Here is a 26,476-nt window from a genome sequence, read left to right as displayed (position 1 = left end):
TAGCAAGCGGGGCACACCGCGCATGTTCGAGGCCAGACGCACACGATCCACGCTCAGCCTCGCGCTGAACATGCTGCAGCTGACCTATTTCGCGGCGGCCCGGCAGGTGCGGCAGAAGCACCGCAACGCGATCTGGGCGATCGTGCTCAGCGTGGTGCAGTCGATGCTGTTCATCGCGGCTTTCTACGTGATGTTCACCGTGCTGGGGCAACGCTCGGTCTCGGTGCGCGGCGATTTCATGCTGTACCTGATGACCGGCATCTTCGCCTATCTCACCCATATCCAGGCGGTGCAGCAGGTGATGAACGCCGAGGGGCCCACCTCGGCGATGATGCAGCACGCGCCGATGAACACGCTGGTGTCGATCCTGTCGACGGCGCTGTCCGTGCTCTACATCAAGACGGTCAGCCTGTTCGTGCTGCTCCTGGTGCTGCACACGCTGTTCACGCCGCTCGACATCCACTACTGGCCCGGCGCCTTCCTGATGTTCCTGCTGGCCTGGTCCACGGGCTGCGTGATCGGGATCGTCCTGATGGCGGCCAAGCCCTGGGCGCCGGACCTCGTGCACATCATCCAGCTGGTCTATGTCCGCGCCAACATGATCGCCTCGGGCAAGATGTTCGTCGCCAACATGCTGCCGACGTCGATCATCGCCTTCTTCGACTGGAACCCGCTGTTCCACATCATCGACCAGTCGCGCGGCTTCGTGTTCCGGAACTATTTCCCGCACCACTCCAACTGGGAATACCCGCTGTATTTCACGCTGGTCGGCCTGCTCATCGGCTTCATGGCCGAGGCCTATACCCGCAAGCACGCCTCGGCGAGCTGGAGCGCCGGGCGCTAATCCACCACGCGCAGCGTCAGGTTGATCCGCCCGCCCCGGGGCAGCAGGGTGGACGACCCCGGGCGCACCCGGTCGATCCCGTGGTAGGCCAGCCGCGCCGCACCGCCCAGCACCGCCACGTCGCCCGACCGCAGCCAGACCGACCGCGTGGGCCCACCCCGGACGGTCCCGCCGACACGGAACAGCGCGTCGTCGCCCAGCGAGATCGACACCACCGGCATGGCGAGATCGGCCTCGTCGCGGTCCTGGTGCAGGCCCATCTTCGCGCCCTCGCCGTACCAGTTCACGAGGCAGCACTGGGGCGCGCGGTCGACCCCCGACAGCGCCCGCCACACCGCCAGCACCGACCCGGGGATCGGCGGCCAGGCCACGCCCGAGGGGTGGCGGCGCTCGTAGCGATAGCCGCGCCGGTCGCTGACCCAGCCGTAGTCGCCCGCCGCCGTCATCCGCACCGACATCTTCTGCCCCCGCGGCGTCTCGGGGGTGAAGAAGGGCGCGGCCGCGGCCACCGCGCGGACATCCGCGACCATCTGGGCCTGCGCCGCGGGCGACAGCCAGCCCGCCCACACCGCCACACCCCCCACATCCAGCGCCGAAATCACGCGAATTTCCTCCTTTTCCGGTCCGACGGCCCCGCTTGCAGGGCCCAGACCCCCCTCCTATATACCCTCCGAACCGGTCGGGGCGTGCATCCCGGCCAATTCCATAGCCATCTGCAAGGCGGCATCGGGGGCCGGAACGGACCCGCCACCGCCCGTTCGCTTGAAAGAAGGGACCTGATCGACATGGCCAAAGTCATCGGCATCGACCTCGGCACCACCAACTCCTGCGTCGCCATCATGGATGGCAGCCAGCCCCGCGTCATCGAGAACTCGGAAGGCGCGCGCACCACGCCCTCGATCGTCGGCTTCACCGAGGACGAGCGGCTGGTCGGCCAGTCCGCCAAGCGGCAGGCCGTCACCAACCCGGAAAACACCATCTTCGCGGTCAAGCGGCTGATCGGCCGCCGCCTCGGCGACGCCGAGGTCGAGAAGGACAAGAAGCTGGTCCCCTACAAGATCGTCGACGGCGGCAACGGCGACGCCTGGGTCGAGGTGCGCGGCGAGAAGTTCTCGCCCAGCCAGGTCTCGGCGCAGATCCTGACCAAGATGAAGGAAACCGCCGAAAGCTACCTCGGCGAAGAGGTGACGCAGGCCGTCATCACCGTGCCCGCCTACTTCAACGACGCCCAGCGCCAGGCGACCAAGGACGCCGGCCGCATCGCGGGCCTCGAGGTGCTGCGCATCATCAACGAGCCGACGGCCGCGGCGCTGGCCTACGGTCTCGACAAGAAGGAAACCCGCACCATCGCGGTCTATGACCTCGGCGGCGGCACCTTCGACATCACCATCCTGGAAATCGACGACGGCCTGTTCGAGGTGAAGTCGACCAACGGCGACACCTTCCTGGGCGGCGAAGACTTCGACATGCGGATCGTGAACTACCTCGCCGAGGAGTTCAAAAAGGAGCATGGCGTCGACCTGACCGCCGACAAGATGGCGCTCCAGCGCCTGAAGGAAGCGGCGGAAAAGGCCAAGATCGAGCTGTCGTCCGCCAGCCAGACCGAGATCAACCAGCCCTTCATCTCGATGGGCAAGACCGGCCAGCCGCTGCACCTGGTGATGAAGCTGACCCGCGCCAAGCTGGAAAGCCTGGTGGGCGACCTGATCTCCAAGTCGATGAAGCCCTGCGCCGCGGCCCTCAAGGACGCGGGCCTGTCCAAGGGCGACATCGACGAGGTGGTCCTCGTCGGCGGCATGACCCGGATGCCCAAGGTCGTCGAGGAAGTGACCAAGTTCTTCGGCAAGGAGCCGCACAAGGGCGTCAACCCCGACGAGGTCGTGGCGCTGGGCGCGGCGATCCAGGCCGGCGTGCTGCAGGGTGACGTCAAGGACGTGGTCCTGCTCGACGTGACGCCGCTGTCGCTCGGCATCGAGACGCTGGGCGGCGTGTTCACCCGCCTGATCGACCGCAACACCACGATCCCGACCAAGAAGTCGCAGATCTTCTCGACCGCCGAGGACAACCAGAACGCCGTGACGATCCGCGTGTTCCAGGGCGAGCGCGAGATGGCGGCCGACAACAAGATGCTCGGCCAGTTCAACCTCGAGCAGATCCCGCCCGCGCCCCGCGGCGTGCCGCAGATCGAGGTGACCTTCGACATCGACGCCAACGGCATCGTCTCGGTGTCCGCCAAGGACAAGGGCACCGGCAAGGAGCAGAAGATCACGATCCAGGCCTCGGGCGGCCTGTCCGACGAGGATATCGAACGGATGGTGCGCGAGGCCGAGGAGAACGCCGACGCCGACAAGAAGCGCCGCGAGCTGGTCGAGACCCGGAACCAGGCCGAAAGCCTGATCCACTCGACCGAGAAGTCGCTCGAGGAGCACGGCGACAAGGTCGACCCGGCCACGGTCGAGGCGATCGAGCTCGCCATCAAGAACCTCAAGGAGCAGATCGAGACCGAGGACGCCGGCAAGATCAAGGGCGGCATCCAGAACGTCACCGATGCGGCCATGCGCCTGGGCGAAGCGATCTACAAGTCGCAGCAGGAGCAGGCCGATTCCGATGATGGCGACAGCGCCCGCCCGGTGGACGACGACATCGTCGACGCCGATTTCGAGGATCTCGACGACTCCCGCAAGCGCGGCTGATCGCGTGACGTGACCAAGGCGACCGGCCGGGGCAACCCTGGCCGGTCCATGCGTTCAGGGAAGGAACGACATGGCAAAGCGCGATTACTACGAGGTGCTCGGGGTCTCGAAGGGCGCCTCCGCCGAAGAGCTCAAGAAGGCCTATCGCCAGAAGGCGAAGGAGCTTCACCCCGACCGCAATTCCGACAACCCCGACGCTGAGGCCCAGTTCAAGGAAGTGAACGAGGCCTATGACGTGCTCAAGGACCCCGACAAGAAGGCGGCCTACGACCGCTTCGGCCACGCGGCCTTCGACGGCGGCATGGCGGGCGGCGCGCGCGCCGGCGGCTTCGGCGGGCGGCCCGGGCAGGGCGATTTCGCCAGCGCCTTCTCGGACGTGTTCGAGGACCTGTTCGGCGACTTCATGGGCGGCCAGCGCGGCGGCGCCCGCACCCGCGCCAGCCGCGGCTCGGACCTGCGCTACAACCTCAGGATCAGTCTCGAGGAGGCCTACGCGGGCCTGACCAAGCAGATCACCGTGCCCAGCTCGGTCGCTTGCGGGTCGTGCAACGGGACCGGCTCGGAGGGTGGCGCCGAGCCCACCACCTGCCCCACCTGTTCCGGCATGGGCAAGGTGCGCGCGCAGCAGGGCTTCTTCACCGTGGAACGGACCTGCCCGACCTGCTCGGGCGTCGGCCAGATCGTCAAGAACCCCTGCCGCACCTGCGGCGGCGCCGGCCGCCAGCAAAAGGAGCGGGCGCTGTCGGTGAACATCCCCGCGGGGGTGGAGACCGGCACCCGCATCCGCCTGTCGGGCGAGGGCGAGGCGGGCCTGCGCGGCGGGCCGGCGGGCGATCTCTACATCTTCATCGAGGTCGGCGAGCACACCCTGTTCCAGCGCGACGGCATCGACCTGTTCTGCCGGGTTCCGGTGTCGATGGTGAAGGCCGCGCTCGGCGGCGAGATCGAGGTGCCGACGATCGACGGCGGCCGGTCCCGCGTGAAGGTGCCCGAGGGCTCGCAATCGGGTCGCCAGATGCGCCTGCGCGGCAAGGGGATGCCCCAGCTCCGCGGCCCCGGCATCGGCGACATGTACATCGAGCTGCAGGTCGAGACGCCGGTGAAGCTGACCTCCGAGCAGAAGGACCTGCTGCGCAAGTTCGAGGAGATCAGCGCCAAGTCGAACAACCCCAACGCCAGCGGGTTCTTCGACAAGGTCAAGAACTTCTGGGACGGGATGACCGGCTGAGCCTCAGATCCCGGTGAACACCATGTCGACGGCGCGGAGGATGGTGTAGCTGTCACCCGACAGATCCTGCACCTCGTCCTGCAGGATCGCCCCCGGCACAGCCGCCATGTGCGTCGTCAGGAGCAACATGGGCCGCCCGTCCACCCGCAGGATCGGCGTGGCGTCCTTCAGGGCCGGCCCGACCTCCTCGGGCGGCACGAGGCGCGCGACGATTCGGGTGGACGTCGCGATCATGTCGGTCTGAAGGTCGAGCACCAGCTCGCCCCCTTGCAGGCGGTAGACCCGATACTGCGCCATCAGACCTTGAGCACCTGATATTTCGCCAGCGGCAGACCGTTCTGCTCGACCCACGCGTTCAGCGAGTCGATGGCTGCCGCGTTCTCCTGCGCCCACGCCTCGCGCCGGGCGGCGCGAAGTGCCTCCTCCGTGATGGCCGACACGTTCAGGCCCTTCTCCCGCGCATAGGCCAGGAGGTCGGCGTCGATCGTGATGTTGGTCCGCTGCTTGCCCATGGTGCACCCTCCGTGTGTGCCCAACATACACACCCGGAAGGCGCATCCAAAGCGCAAACGCGGTCAGCGCCGCCCGATCTCGCAGGCCGCCATCACGGCCATGTTCAGGATGTCGTTCGCCGTCGAGACCGAGGAACAGATCTGCACCGGGCTTTTCAGCCCCGTCAGGATCGGCCCGATCACGGTGGCGCCCGCCATCTCCTGCATCAGCTTCACGGAAATCGACGCCGAGTGCCGCGCCGGCACGACCAGCACGTTGGCCGGCCCGGACAGCCGCGTGAAGGGATACTGCGCCATCACCTCGGGGTTCAGCGCCACGTCCACCGCCATCTCGCCGTCGTACTCGAAATCCGCGCCCTGGGCGTCCAGCACGGCCGGCGCCTGTTGCATCTTCTCGGCCCGCTCGCTGACCGGATAGCCGTAGGTCGAGAAGCTGACGAAGGCGACCCGCGGCTCGAGGCCCAGGTCGCGCGCCAGCTGCGCGCCGCGCCGCGCGATCAGCGCAAGATCCTCCTTCTCGGGCCACTCGTGCACCAGCGTGTCGCCGATCAGCACGATCCGCCCCTTGTGCAGCAGCGCCGTGATCCCCACCGCCCCGTCCTGCGCGCGGGCGTCGAAGACCTTGCCGATCAGGTCGAGGATGTAGGCCGATTTCCGCGTCGCCCCGGTGACCAGCGCGTCGCCATGCCCGTGCGCCAGCATCAGCGCGGCAAAGACATGCCGGTCGCGCGCCGCCAGCCGGTGGATGTCGGCCCGGTCATGCCCCTTGCGCTGCAGCCGCTGGTAGAGGAACGACTTGTAGCTTTCCAGGTGCCGGGTGTTGGCCGCGTTCACCACCTCCAGCTCGCGCACCGCGTCGGCGAGGCCGGCGCTTTCCAGCTTCTCCTTCACGTCCCCCTCGCGGCCGACGACCAGCGCCTTGCCCAGCCCCTGCCGCTGGTAGGCCACGGCGGCACGCAACACGCGCACGTCATCGCCCTCGGCGAAGATCATCCGCGCCTGCGCCTGCTTGGCGCGGGCGTAGATGCCCTGAAGGATCGAACTGGTGGGATCGAGCCGCGCGCGCAGCCCCTTGGCATAGCGGTCGAGGTCCACGATCGGCCGCCGCGCGACGCCGGTGTCCATGCCGGCCCGCGCCACGGCGGGCGGGATGGTGTAGATCAGCCGCGGGTCGAAGGGCGTGGGAATGATGTAGTCGCGCCCAAAGGACAGCTTGCGCCCGTAGGCGACCGCCACCTCGTCCGGCACGTCCTCCCGCGCCAGCGCCGCCAGCGCCTCGGCGCAGGCGATCTTCATCTCGTCGTTGATCGCGCGGGCGTGGATATCCAGCGCACCGCGGAACAGGTAGGGAAAGCCGAGGACGTTGTTCACCTGGTTGGGGTAGTCCGACCGCCCGGTGGCGACGATGGCGTCCGGCCGGATCTCGCGCGCCTCCTCGGGCGTGATCTCGGGATCGGGGTTCGCCATGGCGAAGATCACCGGGTTCTCGGCCATGCTGGCGACCATGTCCCGCGTGACGGCGCCCTTCACCGACACGCCCAGGAACACGTCGGCGCCCTTCATCGCGTCGGCCAGCGTGCGCAGGTCGGTCTTGACCGCATGGGCCGATTTCCACTGGTTCATGCCCTCGGTGCGGCCCTGGTAGAGCACGCCCTTGGTGTCGCAGACGAGGCAGTTGTCGTGCCGCGCGCCCATGGTCTTGAGCAGCTCGATGCAGGCGATCCCCGCCGCGCCGGCGCCGTTCAGCACGATCTTGCAGTCCTCGATCTTCTTGCCCGTCAGGTGCAGCGCGTTGATCAGCCCCGCGGCGCAGATCACCGCCGTGCCGTGCTGGTCGTCGTGAAAGACGGGGATGTCGCATTCTTCCTTGAGGCGCTGCTCGATGATGAAGCACTCGGGCGCCTTGATGTCCTCGAGGTTGATGCCGCCGAAGGTGGGCGACATGAGCTTCACGGCCTTGCAGAACTCGTCGGGGTCCTCGGTGTCCAGCTCGATGTCGATGGAATTCACGTCGGCAAAGCGCTTGAACAGCACCGCCTTGCCTTCCATCACCGGCTTGGAGGCCAGCGCGCCGAGGTTGCCGAGGCCCAGCACCGCGGTGCCGTTCGACACCACCGCCACGAGGTTGCCCTTGGTGGTGTAGTCATAGGCCGTCTCGGGCCGCTCCGCGATCACCTCGCAGGGCACCGCCACGCCGGGCGAATAGGCGAGGCTCAGGTCGCGCTGGGTTGCCATCGGCGTCGAGGCGACGATGTCGATCTTCCCCGGGTAGGGTTCCAGGTGATAGGCCAGCGCCTCGTCGCGGGTGATCTTGTTCTTGTCGGCCATGGTGCGGCGCGTCCTCCCCTTCATCCGGCACTTGGTGTAGCCACAGCGCGGCCCCCCGGCAACAAGGGCCTTTTGCCGCTTCAATCCGCCCCGGCGCTTGCGTAGGCTCGGGCCCGCGACTGCGGGGGGCGGGATGAGCCAAGTGACGCCGATGATGGCGCAATACCTGGAGATCAAGGCGCAACATGCCGATGCGCTCTTGTTCTACCGGATGGGCGATTTCTACGAGATGTTCTTCGACGACGCCGTGGCGGCGGCCGAGGCGCTCGATATCGCGCTGACCAAGCGCGGGCAGCACCTGGGCGACGACATCCCGATGTGCGGGGTGCCCGCGCACAGTGCCGAATCCTACCTGTTGACCCTGATCCGCAAGGGGTTTCGCGTCGCGATCTGCGAGCAGATGGAGGACCCCGCCGAGGCGAAGAAGCGTGGGTCCAAGGCCGTCGTCCGGCGCGAGGTGATCCGGCTGGTCACCCCCGGCACGCTGACCGAGGACACGCTGCTGGAGGCGCGGCGGCACAACTACCTTGCCGCCTATGCCGAGATCCGGGGCGACGGCGCGCTGGCGTGGTGCGACATCTCCACCGGGGATTTCCGGGTGATGCCCTGCCCGCCCGTCCGCCTCGGGCCGGAATTGGCGCGCCTGATGCCGCGCGAGGTGCTGGTGTCAGACGGCATGACGCCCGAGCGCATCGCCGCGATCGAGGAGATCGGGGCGGCCGTCACGCCGCTGGCGCCGTCGAGCTTCGACAGCCGCTCGGCCGAGGGGCGGGTGGCCCGGCTGTTCGGGGTCGCGTCGCTGGACGGATTCGGGAGTTTCGACCGGCCGGAGCTGGGCGCCATGGCGGCGCTGGTCGACTACCTCGACCTGACGCAGAAGGGCAGCCTGCCGCTGTTGCGCGCGCCACGGCGGCAGAGCGCGGCGCAGGTGCTGCAGCTCGACGCCGCGACGCGCCGGAACCTGGAACTGACGCACGCGCTGGCGGGCGGGCGGGCGAACACGCTGTTGTCGGTGATCGACCGGACCCTGACCGCCGGGGGCGCGCGTCTGCTGGAACGGCGGCTTTCCGGGCCGTCCACCGACCTGCAGACGATCCGCGACCGCCACGACGCGGTGGCGTTTTTCGTCTCTGACCGGCTGGTTCGGGACGATCTGGAGCGCCAGCTGCGCCGCATCCCCGACCTCGACCGCGCCCTGTCGCGCCTCGCCCTCGACCGCGGCGGCCCCCGCGACATGGCCGCCATCCGCGACGCGCTGTCGGGCGCCGCGGCGCTGCACGGGGCGCTGTCCGGCGTCGACCTGCCGACGGTTCTTGCCGCCGCCCGTGATGGCCTTGCCGGGCACGATGACCTCTCCGCCCTCCTCGACCGCGCGCTGGTGGCCGAACCGCCGGTGCAGCTCCGCGACGGGGGCAGCATCGCGCCGGGCTACGACGCCGATCTCGACGCGGTGCGGCGGCTGCGCGACGAGGGGCGCGGGGTGATCGCGGGGATGCAGGCCGAGTATGTCGAGGCAACGGGCGTCGCCTCGCTCAAGATCAAGCACAACAACGTGCTGGGCTACTTCATCGAGACGACGGCGACCCATGCGCAGAAGATACTCTCGCCGCCGCTGTCCGAGACCTTCATCCACCGCCAGACCACCGCCAACGCCGTGCGCTTCACCACGCTGGAGCTGTCGGAGCTGGAAACCAAGATCCTCAACGCAGGCAACCGGGCGCAGGAGATCGAGCGCGCCCTGTTCCAGTCCCTGCGCGAGGCCGTTCTGGGCCAGGCCGACCGGATCGGCCTGACCGCCCGCGCGCTGGCGGAACTGGACCTTGCCGCCGCGCTGGCCCGCCGGGCGACCGAGGGCAACTGGACCCGGCCCGAGATGCGCGAGGACCGCGCCTTTGCCATCGAAGGCGGGCGGCACCCCGTGGTCGAGGCCGCGCTCGCCCGCGAGGGTACGCCTTTCGTGGCCAACGACTGCACGCTGAGCCCCGAGGGTGACGGCGCGGCCATCACCCTCCTGACCGGCCCGAACATGGCGGGCAAGTCGACCTTCCTGCGCCAGAACGCGCTGATCGCGATTCTGGCTCAAATGGGCAGTTTCGTGCCTGCCGAACGCGCCGAAATCGGCCTCGTCAGCCAGGTCTTCAGCCGCGTCGGCGCTGCCGACGACCTCGCCCGCGGGCGGTCGACCTTCATGGTCGAGATGGTGGAAACCGCCACGATCCTGAACCAGGCGGATGCCCGCGCGCTGGTCATCCTCGACGAGATCGGGCGCGGGACGGCCACCTATGACGGCCTGTCGATCGCCTGGGCGACGCTGGAACACCTGCACGAGGTGAACCGCTGCCGCGCGCTTTTCGCCACGCATTACCACGAGATGACCAGCCTCGCGGGCCGCCTGCCCGGCCTGCGCAACGCCACCGTGGCGGTCAAGGAGTGGGAGGGCGAGGTGATCTTCCTCCATGAGGTGCGCGAGGGCGCGGCCGACCGGTCCTACGGGGTGCAGGTGGCCAAGCTTGCGGGCCTGCCCGACAGCGTCGTCGCCCGGGCGCACGAGGTGCTGGATGCGCTGGAAAAGGGCGAGCGCGAGGGCGGTGACCGCAAGGCCGTCATCGACGACCTGCCGCTGTTCGCCGCCGCGCCGCCGCCGCGGCCCGTGAAACAAGCCGGGCCGTCGCCGTTGAAGGACCGCCTCGCCGCCGTGCATCCCGACGAGATGACGGCGCGCGAGGCGCTGATGCTGCTCTACGATCTGAAGGACCTGGCCGAGAAATCCTAGCCGGCGGTGTTCGACGACACGCCGACCTGCGCCGGCCGGACCAGCCGGTCGTGCAGGAGGAAGCCCTCGGCCATCACCTGCAGGATGTCGCCGGCCTTGGTGCCCGGCACGGGGGCCTCGAACATGGCCTCGTGGTTTTCCGGGTCGAAGCGGTCGCCCACCTCGGGCACGATGGGCGTGACGCCGTGCTTGGTCAGCACCTTCAGGAGTTCCCTCAGCGTCAGCTCCACGCCCTCGACCAGCGCGGCATCGGCGGCGGCCCCCTGCGCGTCCGCGGCGCTGTTCAGCGCGCGGCGCAGGGCGTCGTAGACCGGCAGCAGGTCGCGCACGATGCGGGTGCCGCCGTATTTCTCGGCCTCGCGGCGGTCGCGGTCGGCACGTTTGCGCACGTTCTCCGATTCGGCCAGCGTCCGCAGCAGCCGGTCCTTCAGGTCGTCACGTTCGATCCGCAGCGCCTCCACCTCGTCGAGGGTTTCGCCCGCCGGCTCGGCCTCGGGCGTCACGGCCTCCTCGGCCGCGTCGGTTTCAGCGAAATGGTCCTGTTTCGCGTCGGACATAAGTGCCTCTTCACCCTTCCTTGCGGCGCCTCAGCCCCGGTCGGCGATGAGTTTGCCGACCAGCTGCGCCGTGTAATCCACGATCGGGACGATGCGCCCGTAATTCAGACGGGTCGGGCCGATGACACCGACCGCGCCCACGATCTTCCGGTCCGCGTTCATATAGGGAGAGACGACCAGAGCGGAACCCGAAAGTGAGAAAAGCTTGTTCTCCGACCCGATGAAGATGCGCACCCCCTCGCCCGCCTCGGCAAGCTCGAGGAATTCGGCAATGTCGCGCTTGCGCTCCAGGTCGTCGAACAGCAGGCGGATGCGGTCCAGCTCCTCGGCCTCGGCGGCATCGGACAAGAGGTTTGACCGCCCGCGAACGATCAGGCGCCCCGAATCCTGCCCGTCGGCCTCCCAGACGGCCAGGCCCGCCTCGATCAGGTGGTTCGCGATCTCGTCGATCTGGGCGCGGCGCGATTCCACCTCGCGCACCATCTCGGCGCGCAGGCTGGACAGGGTGCGGTCGGCAAGATGGGCGTTGAGGTAGTTGGCCGCCTCGCGCATCGCGCTGGGCGTATGGCCGGGCGGCGGCTGGAACAGGCGGTTTTCGACGTGGCCGTCCGAGAACACCAGCACCACCAGCGCCCGCTCGGGCGACAGCGACACGAACTCGATATGCTTGATCGGCGCCTCGCGCTTGGGGGTCAGGACGACGCTGGCGCCGTGGGTGGCATGCGACAGCGCCGCGCCGATCCGGTCGAGCGCCGCGCCCACATCGCCGGTGTTCGACCCCAGCGTGTCGTCGAGGTTCTGCTTGTCCGCGGCGGCCAGCTCCCCCACCTCGAGGAAGCCGTCGATGAACATACGCAGGCCCATTTGCGTCGGCACGCGCCCGGCCGAGATGTGGGGGCTGTCGAGAAGGCCCAGGTATTCCAGGTCCTGCATGACGTTGCGGATCGTCGCGGCCGACACCTGTTCCGACAAGCTGCGCGTCAGCGTGCGGGAGCCCACCGGCGCGCCGGTTTCCAGGTAGCCCTCGACCACGCGCCGGAACACCTCGCGCGACCTGTCGTTGAGGTCGGCGAGCACGCTGCGCGGATCGGTGATGCGGTCGGTCGTCTTCATGGTCCTGCCGGCCATTCGGGCTTGCGTCGCGGGGCGGGCGCGGACTATCCCCGCCCCACGGGTGAACAGGAGATAAATATGCGTCCTTCCGGCCGAAACCTAGACGAAATGCGCGACATCGTGATCGAAACCGGGGTCACGCGCCATGCCGAGGGCTCCTGCCTCATCCGCTGCGGCGGCACCCATGTGCTCTGCACCGCCACGCTGGAGGAGCGCGTGCCCCCCTTTCTGAAGAACTCGGGCCTCGGCTGGGTCACCGCCGAATACGGGATGCTGCCCCGCGCCACCCACACCCGGATGCGCCGCGAGGCCGCGCTGGGCAAGCAGTCGGGCCGCACGCTGGAGATCCAGCGCCTGATCGGCCGCAGCCTGCGCGCCGGCATCGACCGCTCCGCGCTGGGCGAACGGCAGATCACCGTCGACTGCGACGTGATCCAGGCCGATGGCGGCACGCGCTGCGCCTCGATCACCGGGGGCTGGGTCGCGCTGCGGCTGGCGATCAACAAGCTGATGAAGGCGGGCGACGTGACGTCGGACCCGATGCTGGACCACATCGCGGCGGTCTCCTGCGGGATCTACGCGGGCCAGCCGGTGCTCGACCTCGACTATGTCGAGGACAGCGACGCCGGGACCGATTCCAACTTCGTGATGACGGGCGGCGGCGCGCTGGTCGAGGTGCAGGCAAGCGCCGAGGGCTCGGCCTTTTCCCGCGCGCAGTTCGACGAGATGTACGCGCTGGCCGAACGGGGCATCGCCACGCTGGTCGCGGCGCAGAAGGCGGCGGTGGGCTGATGCGGCGCTTCACCGGCGATCACCTGCTGATCGCGACCCACAACCGGGGCAAGCTGGAGGAGATGGAGGCGCTTCTGGCGCCCTACGGCATCGCCGTGTCCTCGGCCGCCGACCACGGGCTGCCCGAGCCGGAGGAGACCGGGACGACCTTCGTCGAGAACGCGCGGATCAAGGCCCATGCCGCGGCAAGTGCCACCGGCCTGCCCGCGCTGGCCGACGACAGCGGCATCGCCATCGACGCGCTGGACGGCGCGCCGGGCGTCTACACCGCCGATTGGGCCGAGACGCCGACCGGGCGCGACTTCGTGATGGCGATGCGCAAGGCGCATGATCTGCTGGAGGCGAAGGGTGCCGCGCACCCGCGGACGGCGCGGTTCTGCTGCACGCTGGTGCTGGCCTGGCCCGATGGGCATGACGAGGTGTTCGAAGGCGTGATGGAGGGGCAGGTCGTCTGGCCGATGCGCGGGCAGCAGGGGCATGGCTACGACCCGATCTTCCAGCCGGCCGGATTCGACGTGACCTTCGGCGAGATGGACCGCTGGGAAAAGAACCGGATCAGCCATCGCGCCAAGGCGGTGGAGCAGTTGAAACAGGTTCTCGGTGGCTGACGATTGGGAGGCCGGGGGCTTCGGGCTCTATGTCCACTGGCCCTTTTGCCAGGCGAAATGCCCCTATTGCGATTTCAACAGCCACGTCGCGGCCGAGATCGACCAGCGCCGGTGGCTGTCTGCCTATCTATCTGAAATAAAAAGAGTTTCCGCCGAGACAGGTGGCCGTCGCCTCATCAGTGTCTTCTTCGGCGGCGGCACCCCGTCGCTGATGGCGCCCGAAACGGTGGCCGGCGTGCTGGACGCCGTCCGCGCGGCCTGGCCCGTCGCCAACGACCTCGAGGTGACGCTGGAGGCGAACCCAACCTCGGTCGAGGCCGGTCGGTTCCGCGGGTTCCGCGATGCGGGCGTCAACCGGGTTTCGGTCGGGTTGCAGGCGCTGAACGACGCCGATCTGAAGCGGCTGGGCAGGCTCCATTCGGCGGCCGAGGGTCGAAACGCCTACGGGATCGCCCGCGATGTCTTTCCCCGGGTGAGCTTCGACCTGATCTACGCGCGGCAGTTCCAGACGCTCGATCACTGGCGCAGCGAGCTGGCCGAGGCGCTGACGCTGGCCGCCGATCACCTGTCGCTCTACCAGCTGACCATCGAGCCCGGCACCGCCTTTGGCGACCGCCACGCCCGCGGCCGGCTGCCCGGGCTGGTCGAGGACGACGCCGGCGCCGAAATGTACGACCTGACGCAAGAGATGTGCGCCGCCGCCGGCCTGCCCGCCTACGAGGTGTCGAACCACGCGGCCGACATGGCGCAGTCGCGGCACAACCTGATCTACTGGCGCGGCGGCGACTATGCCGGGATCGGCCCCGGCGCGCATGGCCGCCTGACGCTGGACGGAACGCGCCACGCGACGGAAACCGAGCTGCTGCCGCTCGCATGGTTGAAGCGCGTGGAGACGGCGGGGTCGGGCGAAACCCTGCGCGAGCCGATGACGGCCCGCGACCACGCCGAGGAATACGCGATGATGGCGCTGCGTTTGGCCGAAGGGCTGGATCGCACGCGGTTTGCCCGGCTGAACGGGGCGGATTTCGACGCTGATGTGCTGAACAGGCTCGAATCGCTCGGGATGATCGAGGTCACGGCCACCCGCATCAGCGCCACGCCGCAAGGCCGCCGCGTGCTGAACGCCGTGCTGCGGGACCTGCTGGCCGACTGACCCTCAGCCCGCGCTGAGCAGCCGGATCAGGTCATCCAGCGCCGCGAGATCCTTGTAGCGGATCGTCACCCGCCCCTCGCCCGACGCCGTGTCATGGTCGATGCTCACCGGCATGCCCACCGCCGCGCTCAGGTCGCCCTCCAGCGCCACGGTATCGGCATCCTTCTGCGTGGTGGCCCGCGCCTTGGGTTTGGAGGAGCCGGTGGACGGCTTCGCATGTTTCTCCACGTCCCGCACCGACCAGCCCTGCGCGACCGCCTTGCGGGCCAGTCCCACCGGATCCTCAGCCGTCAGCAGCGCCCGGGCGTGGCCCGCGCTCAGCTGTCCGCCGCGCACCAACTCCTGGATGGGCTCCGGCAACGCCAGGAGGCGCATCATGTTGGCGATGTGGCTGCGGCTCTTGCCCAAGGCCTGCGCCAGCTGCTCCTGCGTGTGGCCGAATCGGTCGATCAGCTGCCGATAGCCCTGCGCCTCCTCCAGCGCGTTCAGATCGGCGCGCTGGATGTTCTCGATGATCGCGACTTCCAGGACCTCGGTGTCGTCGAACTCGCGCACAATGACCGGCAGCTCGTGCAGCTGCGCCCGCTGCGCCGCCCGCCAGCGGCGCTCGCCGGCGACGATCTGAAACCCGTCGGGACGCGTCGGATCGGGGCGCACGATCAGCGGCTGGATCACGCCCTTTTCGCGGATGGAGGCCGCCAGTTCCTCCAGCGCGCTTTCCGCGAAGGTGCGGCGCGGCTGGTCCGGGTTCGGCGCGATGCGGTCGACCGGCAGCCGGCGCAGGCCGCGCGGCGACGCCGGCGTTTCAGCCTCGGGCGTGCTGCGGGCCGGTTCGATGTCGGCCATGAGGGCCGACAGGCCGCGGCCGAGCCCTGTGCGTTCGGGTCGCTTGACCATCAGGCGGGCTCCTTCCGCTTGGCGTGGCGGGCCAGCAATTCCTCGGCCAGCTCCATGTAGGCCTGGCTGCCCTTGGACGCGGGGTCATAGGCCAGCACCGGCAGCGCGTAGGACGGCGCCTCGCTCAACCGCACGTTCCGCGGGATGCGCGTTTGCAGCACCAGTTCGCCCAGCGTGGCGCGGGCATCAGCCTCGACCTGCTGGCTCAGGTTGTTGCGCTGGTCGTACATGGTGAGCACGACACCCTCGATTCTGAGACCGGGGTTCGCCGTCTCGCGCACGTCGCGGACCGTCAGCATCAGCTGCGACAGCCCCTCGAGCGCGAAAAACTCCGCCTGCAGCGGCACGAGCACCGCGTCGCAGGCAACCAGCGCGTTCACCGTCAGCAGGCTCAGCGACGGCGGGCAATCAATCAGCACCTGGTCGTAGGTCAGCAGCACCTCGGACGACAGCGCATCCTTGAGCAGGAACACCCGGTTCTCGGCGTTGCCCAGCTCCACGTCGGTGGAGCTCAGGTCGGTCGTCGCCGGCGCGATATCCAGCCGCTCGACGCCGGTCTGACGGATCACGCTGGCGAGCGGCGCGTCCTCCAGCAGCAATTCATAGGTCGTGTTGTCCCGGTCCCGCGCGGAAATACCAAGCCCGGTCGAGGCGTTGCCCTGCGGATCGAGGTCGATGATCAGCACACGCTCACCCAGCTCGGCCAGCGCCGCGCCAAGGTTGATCGCAGTGGTCGTCTTGCCGACCCCGCCCTTCTGGTTGGTCACGGCGAGGATCCGGGGGCGGGTCTGGTCAGGCATGGCTCAACTGCTCGATCCGGAGGAGGACGGCCTCGGCGTCGGTGACGCTGGGGATGACGGTGCAGTCGATGTGCCAGCCCTGCCGCGCGGTTGCAAGCTCCTCGGCGTGGCGGGCGCCTTTCTGGAACAGGCAGAGGCCACCGGGCACCAGGTGCGGATGGGCATAGGCGCAAAGGGTGACCAGCGGCGCGAGGGCCCGGGCGGACACGATGTCGGACGGCGTGGGCGGCAGATCTTCGATGCGGCGGGCGATGACATCGGCGGTCACCCCCATCTGGCGGGCGGCCTCACGCAGGAAGGCGGCCTTGCGCTGGTCCGATTCGACCAGCGTCACCCGCAGGCCCGGATGCGTTTCGGCGGCGATCGCGGCGCAGACGAGACCGGGGAAGCCGCCGCCGCTGCCCAGGTCGAGCCAGCGGGTGGCTCCGGGGGGCACCTGCTCCATCAGCTGCGCCGAATCGAGGATGTGGCGTGACCATAGCTGTGGCAGCGTCGAGGGCGCGACAAGGTTGATTGTCTTCTGCCACTTCACGAGAAGCGCGGCGTAGACCTCCAGCCGCCCAAGTGTTTCACGTGAAACACGCGCGGCCAGCGCCGCCTTCGCCTCATCCTCGGTCATGCGCGGCGGCGTTCGTCCTGGCGGATCTTGGTCAGGATCAGCGCCAGCGCGGCCGGGGTCATACCGTCGATACGGCCCGCCTGCCCCAAGGTGCGCGGCCGGATGCGGTCGAGCTTGCCCTTGAGTTCGTTCGACAATCCGCCGATCTCGGCATAAGCCAGCCCGTCTGGGATCGCCTGGTTCTCATCCCGTTGCAGCGCCGCGGCATCGCGGGCCTGCCGGTCGACGTAGGTGCGATACAGCGCCTCGATGGCCAATTGCTCGCGGGTGCCGTCATCAACCTCGGCAAAGGCGGGAATCAGCGCGTCGATCTGCGCGGGGTCCACGTCGGGGAAGGCGAGGATATCCATGCCCGTCCGCCGCTGGCCGTCCTGGTTGATCGGAATGCCGGCCGCCGCGACCTGGCGCGGGGTGAAGTTCTCGCCCTCCAGCACGCCGCGCCCCCGGGCCAGCCGATCCATCTTGTCCGCAAACAGCGCGCGGCGATCTTCGCCGATCAGCCCCAGACGTTCAGCCAGCGGGGTGAGACGTTGATCGGCGTTGTCCGCCCGCAGCGTCAGCCGGAACTCGGCGCGCGACGTGAACATGCGGTAGGGCTCGCTGACACCCCGCGTGACGAGGTCGTCGACCAGCACGCCGATGTAGGCCTCGGACCGGGCGAAGATCACCGGCTCCTGCCCCTGCGCCTGCCGTGCGGCGTTCAAGCCCGCCACAAAGCCCTGTGCGGCGGCCTCCTCGTAGCCGGTCGTCCCGTTGATCTGACCGGCGAGGAACAGCCCCGGCACCGCCGGCAACTCCAGCGAGGCGTCGAGGCTTTGCGGATCGACATAGTCGTATTCGATGGCATAGCCCGGTTGCAGGATCTCGGCCTGCTCCAGCCCAGCGATGGAATGGACGTAGTCGTGCTGCACATCCTCGGGCAGCGAGGTGGAGATCCCGTTGGGGTAGACCACGTCGCTGTCGAGCCCCTCGGGCTCGAGGAAGACCTGGTGCGAGTTCTTGTCCGAGAACCGCACCACCTTGTCCTCGATCGAGGGGCAATACCGCGGCCCGACGCCTTCGATATGCCCGCCATACATGGCCGACCGCGACAGGTTCGCGGCGATGATCTCGTGCGTCCGCGCGTTGGTATGGGTGATGCCACAGGCGATCTGCCGGACGCTGGGCGCCGTCGACAGGAAGGAGAACAGCATCGGGTCCTCGTCGGCCGGCTGCAGCTCCAGCCGCGCCCAGTCGATGGAGGAGGAGCGGAGCCGCGGCGGCGTGCCCGTCTTGAGACGGCCGAGCGGCAAGGCGAGGTCATGCAGCCGCTGCGCCAGGCGGACGGAGGGTTTGTCGCCGATGCGCCCGCCTTCCATCTTGCGGTCGCCGATGTGAATCATGCCGCGCAGGAAGGTGCCGGTGGTCAGCACGACGGCCCGGGCGGCCAGTCGCGCGCCATCGGCCAGCTCCACCCCGGCGATGCGGCCGCCCTCGACGATCAGGTCGGCCACCTCGCCCTCGACGATCTCCAGACGCGGCTGCGTGGCGAGCAGGTCCTGGATCGCCGCCTTGTAGAGCGCGCGATCCGATTGCGTCCTCGGCCCGCGCACAGCGGGGCCCTTGCGCCGGTTGAGAAGCCGGAACTGGATGCCGGAGCGATCCGCGGCCAAGCCCATGATCCCGCCCATCGCGTCGATCTCACGGACAAGGTGACCCTTGCCGAGCCCGCCGATGGCCGGGTTGCAGGACATCACGCCGATGGTATCGCGCCGCATGGTGACAAGCGCCGTCCGCGCCCCGGCCCGCGCCGACGCATGGGCCGCCTCGGCGCCGGCGTGGCCGCCGCCGATCACGATGACGTCGAAGGGGGCCTGTTTCACGTGAAACACTCCGTCACTTGCCGATGCAGAACTGCGCAAAGATCTCGCCGAGGATGGCCTCTACATCCATACGCCCGATCAGCGAGTCAAGGGCGGTGACCCCGTCGCGCAGATGCAGCGCGAGGATTTCGGCGCCCTCCTCGCCGCGGTCGAACACCTGTTTGGCCGCCCGCAGGCTGGTGCGTGCCGCCAGAAGCGCCTGCCGATGCCGCTCGTGCGAGGCCAGCGACATGCCCGACACGCGCTCGGACAGGAGCCGCGACACATCGGACAAGACCCCGTCGACCCCCTGCCCCGTCACACCGGACACACCCTTGCCCGTGACATCCGCCCGCGTCTCGTAGCGCAGGTCGATGGGAACCCCCGCCTCGAACCCCTGCGCCCCGGCCGTGCCGTCGACCAGAAGGATCCGCAGGTCGGCATCGCGCGCGCGGCTGCGGGCCCGTTCCACGCCCACGCGTTCCACCACGTCGTCGGTATCCCGCAGCCCGGCGGTGTCGAGGAAGGTGACCGGCAGCCCGTCGAGGTCCACCCGCGCTTCCAGCACATCCCGCGTCGTGCCGGCGATTTCCGAGGTGATGGCGATTTCCCGCCCCGCGATGCGGTTCAGGAGCGTCGATTTCCCCGCGTTCGGGGGCCCGATGATCGCCACCTCGAACCCGTGCCGCACCCGTTCCGCCGCCTGGAAACCCGCCAGTTGGGCCTCGATCCCGCCCAGGACGCGGTCGATCAACGCACCCACCTCGGGCGACACGTCGACCGGCACCTCCTCGTCGGCGAAATCGATGGTTGCCTCGATCAGCGCGGCCGCCCGCAGCAGGTCACGACGGCAGCTTTCGGAGAACTCCCTCATCCCGCCGGACAGCAGGGCCTGCGCCTGGCGCCGCTGCGCCTCGGTCTCGGCCGCGATCAGGTCGCCCAAGCCCTCGACCTGCGCAAGATCGAGGTTCCCGTTCAACAGCGCCCGCCGGGTGAATTCCCCCGCCTCGGCCAGACGGGCAAGCCCGGTCTCGGCAATGGCGGCCTCTACCGCGCGGATGACCGCCATGCTCCCATGCAGCTGCAGCTCGACCGAGTCCTCCCCGGTGAAACTGCGCGGCGCGTCGAAGCGCAGCACCAGCGCCTCGTCGAGCATCTCGCCCCGCGCATCACGCAACACCCGAAGCGCGAAACGCCCCGCCTCGGGCAGCGCGCCGCAGAGCGAGCCGGCGACCCGATGCGCGTCGGGCCCCGAGATGCGGATGACGGCGACGCCCGACTTCCCCCGGGCCGTCGCCAGGGCGAAGATCGTGTGCATCGCCTGGGCCCCTTACGCGTTCATCGAGTCGAAGAACTCGGAGTTCGTCTTGGTCTGCTTGAGCTTGGAAATCAGGAACTCGATGGCGTCGGTCGTGCCCATCGGGTTCAGGATACGGCGCAGGACATAGGTTTTCTGCAGGTCGCCCTTGTCGACCAGCAGGTCCTCCTTCCGGGTGCCGGACTTGAGGATGTCCATCGCCGGGAACACGCGCTTGTCGGCCACCTTGCGGTCCAGCACGAGTTCCGAGTTACCGGTGCCCTTGAATTCTTCGAAGATCACCTCGTCCATCCGGCTGCCTGTGTCGATCAGCGCGGTCGCGATGATAGTCAGCGAACCGCCCTCCTCGATGTTCCGCGCGGCGCCAAAGAACCGCTTGGGCCGCTGCAGCGCATTGGCGTCCACGCCGCCGGTCAGCACCTTGCCCGAGCTGGGCACGACGGTGTTGTAGGCCCGGCCGAGGCGCGTGATCGAATCGAGCAGGATCACGACGTCGCGCTTGTGCTCCACCAGGCGCTTGGCCTTTTCGATGACCATTTCGGCCACGGCGACGTGCCGGGTGGCGGGTTCGTCGAAGGTCGAGGAAATGACCTCGCCCTTCACGCTCCGCTGCATGTCCGTCACCTCCTCGGGCCGCTCGTCGATGAGCAGCACGATCAGGTAGCACTCGGGGTGGTTGGTCTCGATCGAATGGGCGATGTTCTGCAACAGCACGGTCTTGCCCGTCCGCGGCGGGGCCACGATCAGGGCGCGCTGGCCCTTGCCGATGGGGGCGACCAGGTCGATGATGCGGGCCGAGCGGTCCTTGATGGTCGGATCCTCGATTTCCATCTTCAGCCGCTCGTCCGGGTAAAGCGGCGTCAGGTTGTCGAAGGCCACCTTGTGCCGGGCGCGGTCGGGATCCTCGAAGTTGATCCGCTGCACCTTCACCAGCGCGAAGTAGCGCTCGTTCTCCTTTGGCGCGGTCATCGTGCCTTCGACCGTGTCGCCGGTCCGCAGGGAATGCTGGCGGATCATGTCGGGCGAGACGTAGATGTCGTCCGGGCCGGGCAGGTAGTTCGCCTCGGGCGAGCGGAGGAAGCCGAAACCGTCCTGCAGCACCTCGAGCACGCCGTCGCCGGAGATTTCCCAGCCCTCGTCGGCCCGCTCGCGCAGGATCTCGAACATCATCTCGCCCTTGCGCATGGTCGAGGCGTTCTCGATCTCCAGCTCTTCCGCCATGGCGAGCAGGTCCTTGGGCGACTTCGCCTTGAGGTCGGAAAGCTTCAGCGTCATCTCGGTCATGGAGAAATCCCGCGACGGGGTCTGCCCGGTCGGGCGTCCCGTCTTTGTCTGATACGTCTGGTACAGTCGGAAGGTCGATCCCCGGACGGGGTCGCAAGGACAGCTAAGGCGCGCGCCTTTCCCTGTCAACCCGGGGGCGAAACGCCGGCTCACTCTCAATAAAAGAAAGAATTTAAGAAAAAGGATGTGGTTGCTGTTTGACCGTGGGCAAGCCGGGAAACCCGCCTGTCCAACCGATTGTCCCGGATGATCTCCACAAGGAGCAAATCATCCCCAGAGAGTCCCCACCCGCCGGCCTGTCTCACATAAAATATAATTCAATCAATGTCTTAAATATCTCAGCCTGTGGAAAACACGCTGAACAACCCACGGACACCCCGTACGGTCACCGCCTGTCCATCCCCCCGATGGGGACGGATCATCCATGTGGAGAACCCCCGGCAAGGCCGTCGCATGGATCCCGCCGGATCGCCCGGTGCCCCGGTCCGCCCGGTCACCAACAGGATTGTGGGCCGCTTCCTCTGTCCGTTATGCACAGGGTCATGGACAGGACAGTTTCCCCCGATCACAGCCTGACGCTCGCCTCGGCCTCCGAAATCCGCCGCCGGATGCTGGCGGAGGCCGGCATCGCCCATGTCGTGCGCCCGGTCCGAATCGATGAGGGCGCAATCCGCGCCTCGCTGGTGGAGGACGGCGCCGGCCCCCGCGACGTCGCCGACGCGCTGGCCGAGTTCAAGGCGCGCCGGGCGGCCGGGGGCGGCCTGACGCTTGGCTGCGACCAGATCCTCGCCCTGAAATCCGAGATCTTCGCCAAGCCCGAGACCCGCGACGAGGCCAAGGACCACCTCCTCCGCCTCTCCGGCCAGACCCACCATCTCTATTCCGCCGCGGTGCTCTACGAGGATCTCGAACCGGTCTGGCGCCATGTCGGCGTCGTCCGCATGACGATGCACAGCCTCACCGCCGAGGAGATCGACGCCTATCTCGACCGCGCCTGGCCAGACGTGGCCAGCTCGGTCGGCTCCTACCAGGCCGAACGCCTCGGCGCGCGGCTCTTCGCGCGGATGGACGGGGAGTGGTTCTCCGTGCTTGGATTGCCCCTGCTCGAGCTTTGTTCGTTCCTGCGTTTGCGTGGTTGGAGGTTCACATGACGCGCCCCGAGGTGCCGCTGGCCGGCGTGATCGGCGACCCCATCGCGCATTCCCTGTCGCCCCGGCTGCACGGCCACTGGCTGCGCCGCTACGGCTTGCGCGGCCATTACGTCCCGCTGCACGTCACCCACGCCCACCTGGCCGACGTGCTGCGCGTGTTGCCCGAGATGGGGTTCGTGGGCGTGAACATCACGATTCCCCACAAGGAATACGTGCTGTCGCTGGCCTCGAACGTCTCGGACCGCGCGGCGCTGATCGGGGCGGCGAACACGCTGACCTTCCTCGGCAACGGGCGCATCCAGGCCGACAACACCGACGGCCAGGGTTTCCTGTCGAACATCCGGCAGGCGCTGCCCGGCTGGACGGCGGCGACGGGCCCCGCCCTTGTCCTCGGTTCGGGCGGGGCGGCCAAGGCGATCGTCTCGGCGCTGCTGAACGACGGCGCGCCGCGGGTGATCGTGGCCAACCGCACCCGCGCCCGCGCGGACGGGCTCAAGGAACAATTCGGCGCCCGCGTCGACCCGCAGGACTGGACGCGCATCCCCGACCTCGTGGCCGATGCCGCGCTGATCGTGAACACCACGTCCCTCGGCATGACCGGCCAGCCGCCGCTCGCCATCGACCTGTCGCGCCTGTCGCCGCCCACGGTGGTGACCGACATCGTCTACAAGCCGCTGGAAACGGACCTGTTGCGCGCCGCGCGCGAAGCGGGGTGCGAGACGGTCGACGGCCTTGGGATGCTGCTCCACCAGGCCGTGCCGGGCTTCGAGCGCTGGTTCGGCTACACCCCCCTTGTCGACGACGACCTGCGGCAGGCCGTGCTCGCGCCATGACGCTGCGCCTTGGCCTCACCGGCTCCATCGGCATGGGCAAGTCGACCACGGCGCAGATGTTCCGCGATCTCGGTGTGCCGGTCTGGGACGCCGACGAGACGGTTCACCGCCTCTACGCCCCCGGCGGGGATGCCGTCGCGCCGGTCGCGGCCTTGATCCCCGACGCCATCGAAGGTGGCGCGGTCAGCCGCGCGCGGCTGAAGGAGGCGATGAAGACAGACCCCGACCTGCTGAACAGGCTCGAACGCGTCGTGCACCCGCTGGTCGCCGCCGATCGCGCCGCGTTTCTCGCCCGCCATGCCGACGCGCCGCTCGTGGTGCTCGACATCCCGCTGCTGTTCGAGACCGGCGCCGCCGGGACGCTCGATGCCGTCCTCGTCGTTTCCGCCGACCCCGAAACGCAGAAGGCCCGCGTCATGGCCCGCCCCGGCATGACCGAGGCGATGTTCGCCCAGATCCTCGCCCGCCAAACCCCCGATGCCGAGAAACGCGCCCGCGCGGATCACGTCATTGAGACAAAGACGCTGGAACAGACCCGCACCGCCGTGGCAGACCTCGTGCAGCGGCTGACCGGAGGGGAAACGGATGCGTGAGATCGTCCTCGACACCGAGACCACGGGCCTCGACCCGTTCGAGACGCCCGCCCACCGCATCGTGGAAATCGGCGCGGTCGAGCTGTGGAACCAGGTTCCGACCGGGAACACCTATCACCAGTACATCAACCCCGAACGCACCATGCCGCCCGAGGCCTTTGCCGTGCACGGGATCGGCGACGATTTCCTCGCCGACAAGCCGCGTTTCGCCGAGATCGCGCGCGCCTTTCTCGAGTTCGTGGGCGATGCCAAGCTGGTGATCCACAACGCCAGCTTCGACATGCGGTTCCTGAACGCGGAGCTGCAATGGGCCGGCCTGCCGCTCCTGGCCGAGACTCGCGCCATCGACACGCTGATGATCGCGCGGCGCCGGTTTCCGGGCTCGCCCGCGTCGCTCGATGCGCTCTGCCGCCGCTTCGGGATCGACAATTCCAGCCGCACGCTGCACGGCGCGCTGCTCGACTCCGAGATCCTGGCCGATGTCTACCTGGAACTGACGGGCGGCCGGCAGCCCGATTTCGCGCTGGGCGCCACGCAGGGACGCAGCCGCTCGGCCCAGGCCGAGCCCGACTGGCGCCCCCGCCCGCGGCCGCAGCCCCTGCCCCCGCGCATCACGGACGCAGAGCGCGCCGCCCATGACGCCTTCGTGGCGGAACTGGGCGACGCGGCGGTCTGGTCGAAATACCGCTGACGGCTCAGGCGTCCGCGCGCTGGGTCGCGGCGCGCTGCGCCAGCTGCTGGCGGTAGAGCGCGAGGAAGTCGATGGTGTCGAGGTTCAGCGGCGGGTAGCCGCCGTCGCGCGTCACGTCCGACACGATGCGCCGCACGAAGGGGAACAGCATCCGCGGGCACTCGATCAGCAGGAACGGGTGCAGCTGCTCGGCCTGCACGTTCTCGACCTTGAAGATGCCGCCGTATTCCAGCTCCAGCAGGAAGATCGGCTGCGGCGACGCATCCTTCGTCTTGCTGTCGATCTTCAGCTTCATGATGACGTCGTACTGGTCCGCCGCCTCGCGCTTGCGGGCGTCGAGCGCGACCTGCACCTGGATGTCGGGCTGCAGCTGCGCGTTCACCGCCTTCTGGGCGGCGATGTTCTCGAAGGACATGTCACGGACGAACTGGCCCAGCACCTGCAGCTTGGGCAGCACCGGCTGCGCGGGGGCGGCGTCGGGGGTCGCGGGGGCGGCCCCGCCGTTGTTCTCGGCCATCTTGATCTCCAACCGTCAAGGTACGTTGGGCCGAGGGTCTAGCAGCCCCCGCCCCGGGCCTCAATGCCTTGTCCAGCCCGAGGGCCCGTCCCGCCGCGGCGGCGCGTCGTCCTCGACCGAGTAGACGCCGTCGATCACGTCGTCGCGCGGCCGCTGGGCCTCCCACGGCGGGGTGCCCATCGTCATGGTCTGCACCTCGACCCGCTTCTTCACCTCGCGGAGCACCCAGTTGCGCACCGCGGGCACCAGCAGCAGGAAGCCGACGGTGTCAGTGAAGAACCCCGGCGTCAGCAGCAACGCGCCCGAGAACAGGATCATCGCGCCATGGGCCAGCGGCTCGGTCGGGTCGCGCAGGGTCTCGAAGCTGTCGCGCAGCCGGGCCAGCGCCTGCGCGCCCTGCGACCGCACCAGCAGGGTGCCGAGGATCGCGGTCAGCACCACGATGCCCAGCGTGGGAAACAGGCCGATCCAGCCGCCGACGCGGATGAACAGCGCGATCTCGATCAGCGGCACCAGGAGAAAGGCGAGAAACAGCCACATCGGCAGCACTCCGTCAGTCGTGCGCGCCGATGCGCGCGGTCTTGGGTCATGGACTTGATGGGGCCCACGCCTTACATATGTGCCCTGCGACCGTGAATAGAAGCCCGACCGCCCTCCGAGGAGCCTGTATGAACTCGTCTCTTCTGTCTCTGCTGGTGCTTGCCGGCATTGCGATCTTCCTCATCCTGCGCCTGCGCAGCGTGCTCGGGACCCGCGAAGGCTTCGAGAAACCCCCCGTCGCCCCGACGTCGGCCTCGCGCGCGGAACGGCGCCGCGACTTCGAGGTGATCGAAGGCGGCCCCGACCGCGACATCACCGACCATGTCGAGGACGGCTCCGACAGCGCCAAGGCGCTGGCCGCGATGAAGCTGGCCGAGCCCGGCTTCACGGTCTCCGAGTTCCTCGGCGGCGCGCGCGGCGCCTACGAGATGATCCTGATGGCCTTCGAGAACGGCGACGTCGACGAGCTGCGCCCGTTCCTGGCCGCCGACGTGATGGAAACCTTCGAATCGGTGATCCGCCAGCGCGAGGCGCAGGGCCTGCGCATCGACGCCTCCTTCATCGGCATCCGCGAACTGGCGCTCGAGTCCGCGCGCTTCGACCGCGGCACCGGCGTGGGCGAGGTGACGGTGCGGTTCGTGGGCGAGCTGACCTCGGTCGTGCGCAACGCCGACGGCCAGGTGGTCGAGGGCGACCCCAACGAGATCAAGCGCCAGCGCGACGTCTGGACCTTTGCCCGCAAGATGGGCGCCCCCGACCCGAACTGGGAACTGGTGGCCACCGACGGATGA

At 68.7% G+C, this 26,476-nt stretch carries 26 protein-coding genes; 12 read left to right on the top strand and 14 right to left on the bottom strand.

Translation table 11 applies throughout. The annotated features are described in order from the left end of the window. The first annotated feature begins 22 nt into the window (after positions 1 to 22). Entirely contained in the window at positions 23 to 844 is an 822-nt protein-coding gene (locus HCU73_RS10965) for an ABC transporter permease (RefSeq protein ID WP_168623500.1), read from the top strand. Here HCU73_RS10965 and HCU73_RS10960 read toward each other — a convergent pair. Beyond that, complete coding sequence (locus tag HCU73_RS10960) at positions 841 to 1,446, bottom strand: alpha-ketoglutarate-dependent dioxygenase AlkB family protein (RefSeq protein WP_338052080.1); 606 nt, start codon at positions 1,444 to 1,446, stop codon at positions 841 to 843. The genes HCU73_RS10965 and HCU73_RS10960 overlap by 4 nt on opposite strands. A 183-nt stretch (positions 1,447 to 1,629) precedes the next feature. Between HCU73_RS10960 and dnaK the strand changes: the two genes are divergently transcribed. Next, complete coding sequence (gene dnaK / locus HCU73_RS10955; RefSeq protein ID WP_168623499.1) at positions 1,630 to 3,537, top strand: molecular chaperone DnaK; 1,908 nt, start codon at positions 1,630 to 1,632, stop codon at positions 3,535 to 3,537. Between the two features lie 70 nt (positions 3,538 to 3,607). Next, positions 3,608 to 4,765, top strand: a complete 1,158-nt coding sequence (gene dnaJ / locus HCU73_RS10950) for a molecular chaperone DnaJ (RefSeq protein WP_168623498.1) — start codon at positions 3,608 to 3,610, stop codon at positions 4,763 to 4,765. A gap of 3 nt (positions 4,766 to 4,768) precedes the next feature. Here dnaJ and HCU73_RS10945 read toward each other — a convergent pair whose 3' ends face one another. The 3 genes from HCU73_RS10945 to HCU73_RS10935 form a co-directional block, all read right to left on the bottom strand. Continuing rightward, positions 4,769 to 5,062: a CcdB family protein gene (locus HCU73_RS10945; RefSeq protein ID WP_168623497.1), complete on the bottom strand. Its 294-nt coding sequence runs from the start codon at positions 5,060 to 5,062 to the stop codon at positions 4,769 to 4,771. Further along, positions 5,062 to 5,277, bottom strand: a complete 216-nt coding sequence (locus HCU73_RS10940) for a type II toxin-antitoxin system CcdA family antitoxin (protein ID WP_168623496.1) — start codon at positions 5,275 to 5,277, stop codon at positions 5,062 to 5,064. Before HCU73_RS10940 ends, HCU73_RS10945 begins: the two co-directional genes overlap by 1 nt. A gap of 63 nt (positions 5,278 to 5,340) precedes the next feature. Further along, on the bottom strand, positions 5,341 to 7,605 hold the full coding sequence (locus tag HCU73_RS10935; RefSeq protein ID WP_168623495.1) for an NADP-dependent malic enzyme: 2,265 nt from the start codon (positions 7,603 to 7,605) through the stop codon (positions 5,341 to 5,343). Positions 7,606 to 7,738: 133 nt separating this feature from the next. Here HCU73_RS10935 and mutS point away from each other — a divergent pair, with 133 nt between their 5' ends. Further along, positions 7,739 to 10,378, top strand: a complete 2,640-nt coding sequence (gene mutS, locus HCU73_RS10930) for a DNA mismatch repair protein MutS (protein ID WP_168623494.1) — start codon at positions 7,739 to 7,741, stop codon at positions 10,376 to 10,378. On the opposite strand, the gene HCU73_RS10925 is transcribed toward mutS, so the two are convergent. Together HCU73_RS10925 and hrcA are read right to left on the bottom strand one after the other, a co-directional pair. Next, the gene (locus HCU73_RS10925) at positions 10,375 to 10,935 is read right to left on the bottom strand and encodes a nucleotide exchange factor GrpE (protein WP_168623493.1); all 561 of its coding nucleotides are present in this window, start codon (positions 10,933 to 10,935) and stop codon (positions 10,375 to 10,377) included. The two genes, mutS and HCU73_RS10925, sit on opposite strands and share 4 nt — an antisense overlap. Positions 10,936 to 10,965: 30 nt before the next feature. Beyond that, entirely contained in the window at positions 10,966 to 12,063 is a 1,098-nt protein-coding gene (hrcA, locus tag HCU73_RS10920) for a heat-inducible transcriptional repressor HrcA (protein WP_420853579.1), read from the bottom strand. Positions 12,064 to 12,126: 63 nt separating this feature from the next. On the opposite strand from hrcA, the gene rph reads away from it, so the two are divergent. From rph to hemW, 3 genes are read left to right on the top strand one after another with little or no spacing between them, the layout of a single operon-like run. Continuing rightward, entirely contained in the window at positions 12,127 to 12,840 is a 714-nt protein-coding gene (gene rph / locus HCU73_RS10915; protein ID WP_168623491.1) for a ribonuclease PH, read from the top strand. Further along, the gene (gene rdgB / locus HCU73_RS10910; RefSeq protein WP_168623490.1) at positions 12,840 to 13,448 is read left to right on the top strand and encodes an RdgB/HAM1 family non-canonical purine NTP pyrophosphatase; all 609 of its coding nucleotides are present in this window, start codon (positions 12,840 to 12,842) and stop codon (positions 13,446 to 13,448) included. Before rph ends, rdgB begins: the two co-directional genes overlap by 1 nt. Continuing rightward, positions 13,441 to 14,601, top strand: coding sequence for a radical SAM family heme chaperone HemW (hemW, locus tag HCU73_RS10905; protein WP_168623489.1), 1,161 nt, complete (start codon positions 13,441 to 13,443; stop codon positions 14,599 to 14,601). Before rdgB ends, hemW begins: the two co-directional genes overlap by 8 nt. Positions 14,602 to 14,604: 3 nt before the next feature. On the opposite strand, the gene HCU73_RS10900 is transcribed toward hemW, so the two are convergent. Genes HCU73_RS10900 through rho form a run of 6 tightly spaced genes read right to left on the bottom strand, consistent with a single transcriptional unit; the run spans position 14,605 to position 21,360 of the window. Continuing rightward, entirely contained in the window at positions 14,605 to 15,498 is an 894-nt protein-coding gene (locus HCU73_RS10900; protein WP_168623488.1) for a ParB/RepB/Spo0J family partition protein, read from the bottom strand. After that, complete coding sequence (locus HCU73_RS10895; RefSeq protein WP_168623487.1) at positions 15,498 to 16,298, bottom strand: ParA family protein; 801 nt, start codon at positions 16,296 to 16,298, stop codon at positions 15,498 to 15,500. The genes HCU73_RS10900 and HCU73_RS10895 overlap by 1 nt, the downstream gene beginning before the upstream one ends. Continuing rightward, the gene (rsmG, locus tag HCU73_RS10890) at positions 16,291 to 16,917 is read right to left on the bottom strand and encodes a 16S rRNA (guanine(527)-N(7))-methyltransferase RsmG (protein WP_168623486.1); all 627 of its coding nucleotides are present in this window, start codon (positions 16,915 to 16,917) and stop codon (positions 16,291 to 16,293) included. Before rsmG ends, HCU73_RS10895 begins: the two co-directional genes overlap by 8 nt. Then, positions 16,914 to 18,788: a tRNA uridine-5-carboxymethylaminomethyl(34) synthesis enzyme MnmG gene (gene mnmG / locus HCU73_RS10885; RefSeq protein WP_168623485.1), complete on the bottom strand. Its 1,875-nt coding sequence runs from the start codon at positions 18,786 to 18,788 to the stop codon at positions 16,914 to 16,916. Before mnmG ends, rsmG begins: the two co-directional genes overlap by 4 nt. A 4-nt stretch (positions 18,789 to 18,792) precedes the next feature. Beyond that, positions 18,793 to 20,076: a tRNA uridine-5-carboxymethylaminomethyl(34) synthesis GTPase MnmE gene (gene mnmE, locus HCU73_RS10880; RefSeq protein ID WP_168623484.1), complete on the bottom strand. Its 1,284-nt coding sequence runs from the start codon at positions 20,074 to 20,076 to the stop codon at positions 18,793 to 18,795. 12 nt (positions 20,077 to 20,088) lie between these two features. Continuing rightward, complete coding sequence (gene rho / locus HCU73_RS10875; RefSeq protein WP_168623483.1) at positions 20,089 to 21,360, bottom strand: transcription termination factor Rho; 1,272 nt, start codon at positions 21,358 to 21,360, stop codon at positions 20,089 to 20,091. Positions 21,361 to 21,902: 542 nt separating this feature from the next. On the opposite strand from rho, the gene HCU73_RS10870 reads away from it, so the two are divergent. From HCU73_RS10870 to dnaQ, 4 genes are read left to right on the top strand one after another with little or no spacing between them, the layout of a single operon-like run. Then, positions 21,903 to 22,511, top strand: a complete 609-nt coding sequence (locus HCU73_RS10870) for a Maf family protein (RefSeq protein ID WP_168623482.1) — start codon at positions 21,903 to 21,905, stop codon at positions 22,509 to 22,511. After that, entirely contained in the window at positions 22,508 to 23,344 is an 837-nt protein-coding gene (locus HCU73_RS10865) for a shikimate dehydrogenase (RefSeq protein ID WP_168623481.1), read from the top strand. Before HCU73_RS10870 ends, HCU73_RS10865 begins: the two co-directional genes overlap by 4 nt. Further along, a complete protein-coding gene (coaE, locus tag HCU73_RS10860; protein WP_168623480.1) occupies positions 23,341 to 23,937 on the top strand; it encodes a dephospho-CoA kinase in 597 nt (198 codons plus the stop codon). Before HCU73_RS10865 ends, coaE begins: the two co-directional genes overlap by 4 nt. Continuing rightward, positions 23,930 to 24,628: a DNA polymerase III subunit epsilon gene (dnaQ, locus tag HCU73_RS10855; protein ID WP_168623479.1), complete on the top strand. Its 699-nt coding sequence runs from the start codon at positions 23,930 to 23,932 to the stop codon at positions 24,626 to 24,628. Before coaE ends, dnaQ begins: the two co-directional genes overlap by 8 nt. Before the next feature lie 4 nt (positions 24,629 to 24,632). Here dnaQ and secB read toward each other — a convergent pair whose 3' ends face one another. Beyond that, positions 24,633 to 25,145, bottom strand: coding sequence for a protein-export chaperone SecB (gene secB / locus HCU73_RS10850; RefSeq protein ID WP_168623478.1), 513 nt, complete (start codon positions 25,143 to 25,145; stop codon positions 24,633 to 24,635). Between the two features lie 60 nt (positions 25,146 to 25,205). Beyond that, entirely contained in the window at positions 25,206 to 25,685 is a 480-nt protein-coding gene (locus tag HCU73_RS10845; protein WP_168623477.1) for an FxsA family protein, read from the bottom strand. Between the two features lie 128 nt (positions 25,686 to 25,813). Between HCU73_RS10845 and HCU73_RS10840 the strand changes: the two genes are divergently transcribed. Next, positions 25,814 to 26,476 (top strand): Tim44/TimA family putative adaptor protein, encoded by a 663-nt coding sequence (locus HCU73_RS10840; protein ID WP_168623476.1) that lies wholly within the window; start codon positions 25,814 to 25,816, stop codon positions 26,474 to 26,476.

The organism is Roseicyclus persicicus, from assembly GCF_012395815.1.
Taxonomy (GTDB): Bacteria; Pseudomonadota; Alphaproteobacteria; order Rhodobacterales; family Rhodobacteraceae; genus Roseicyclus; species Roseicyclus persicicus.
The sequence above is the reverse complement of the archived record's forward strand: the minus strand, read 5'-3'. Positions and strand labels throughout refer to the sequence as shown.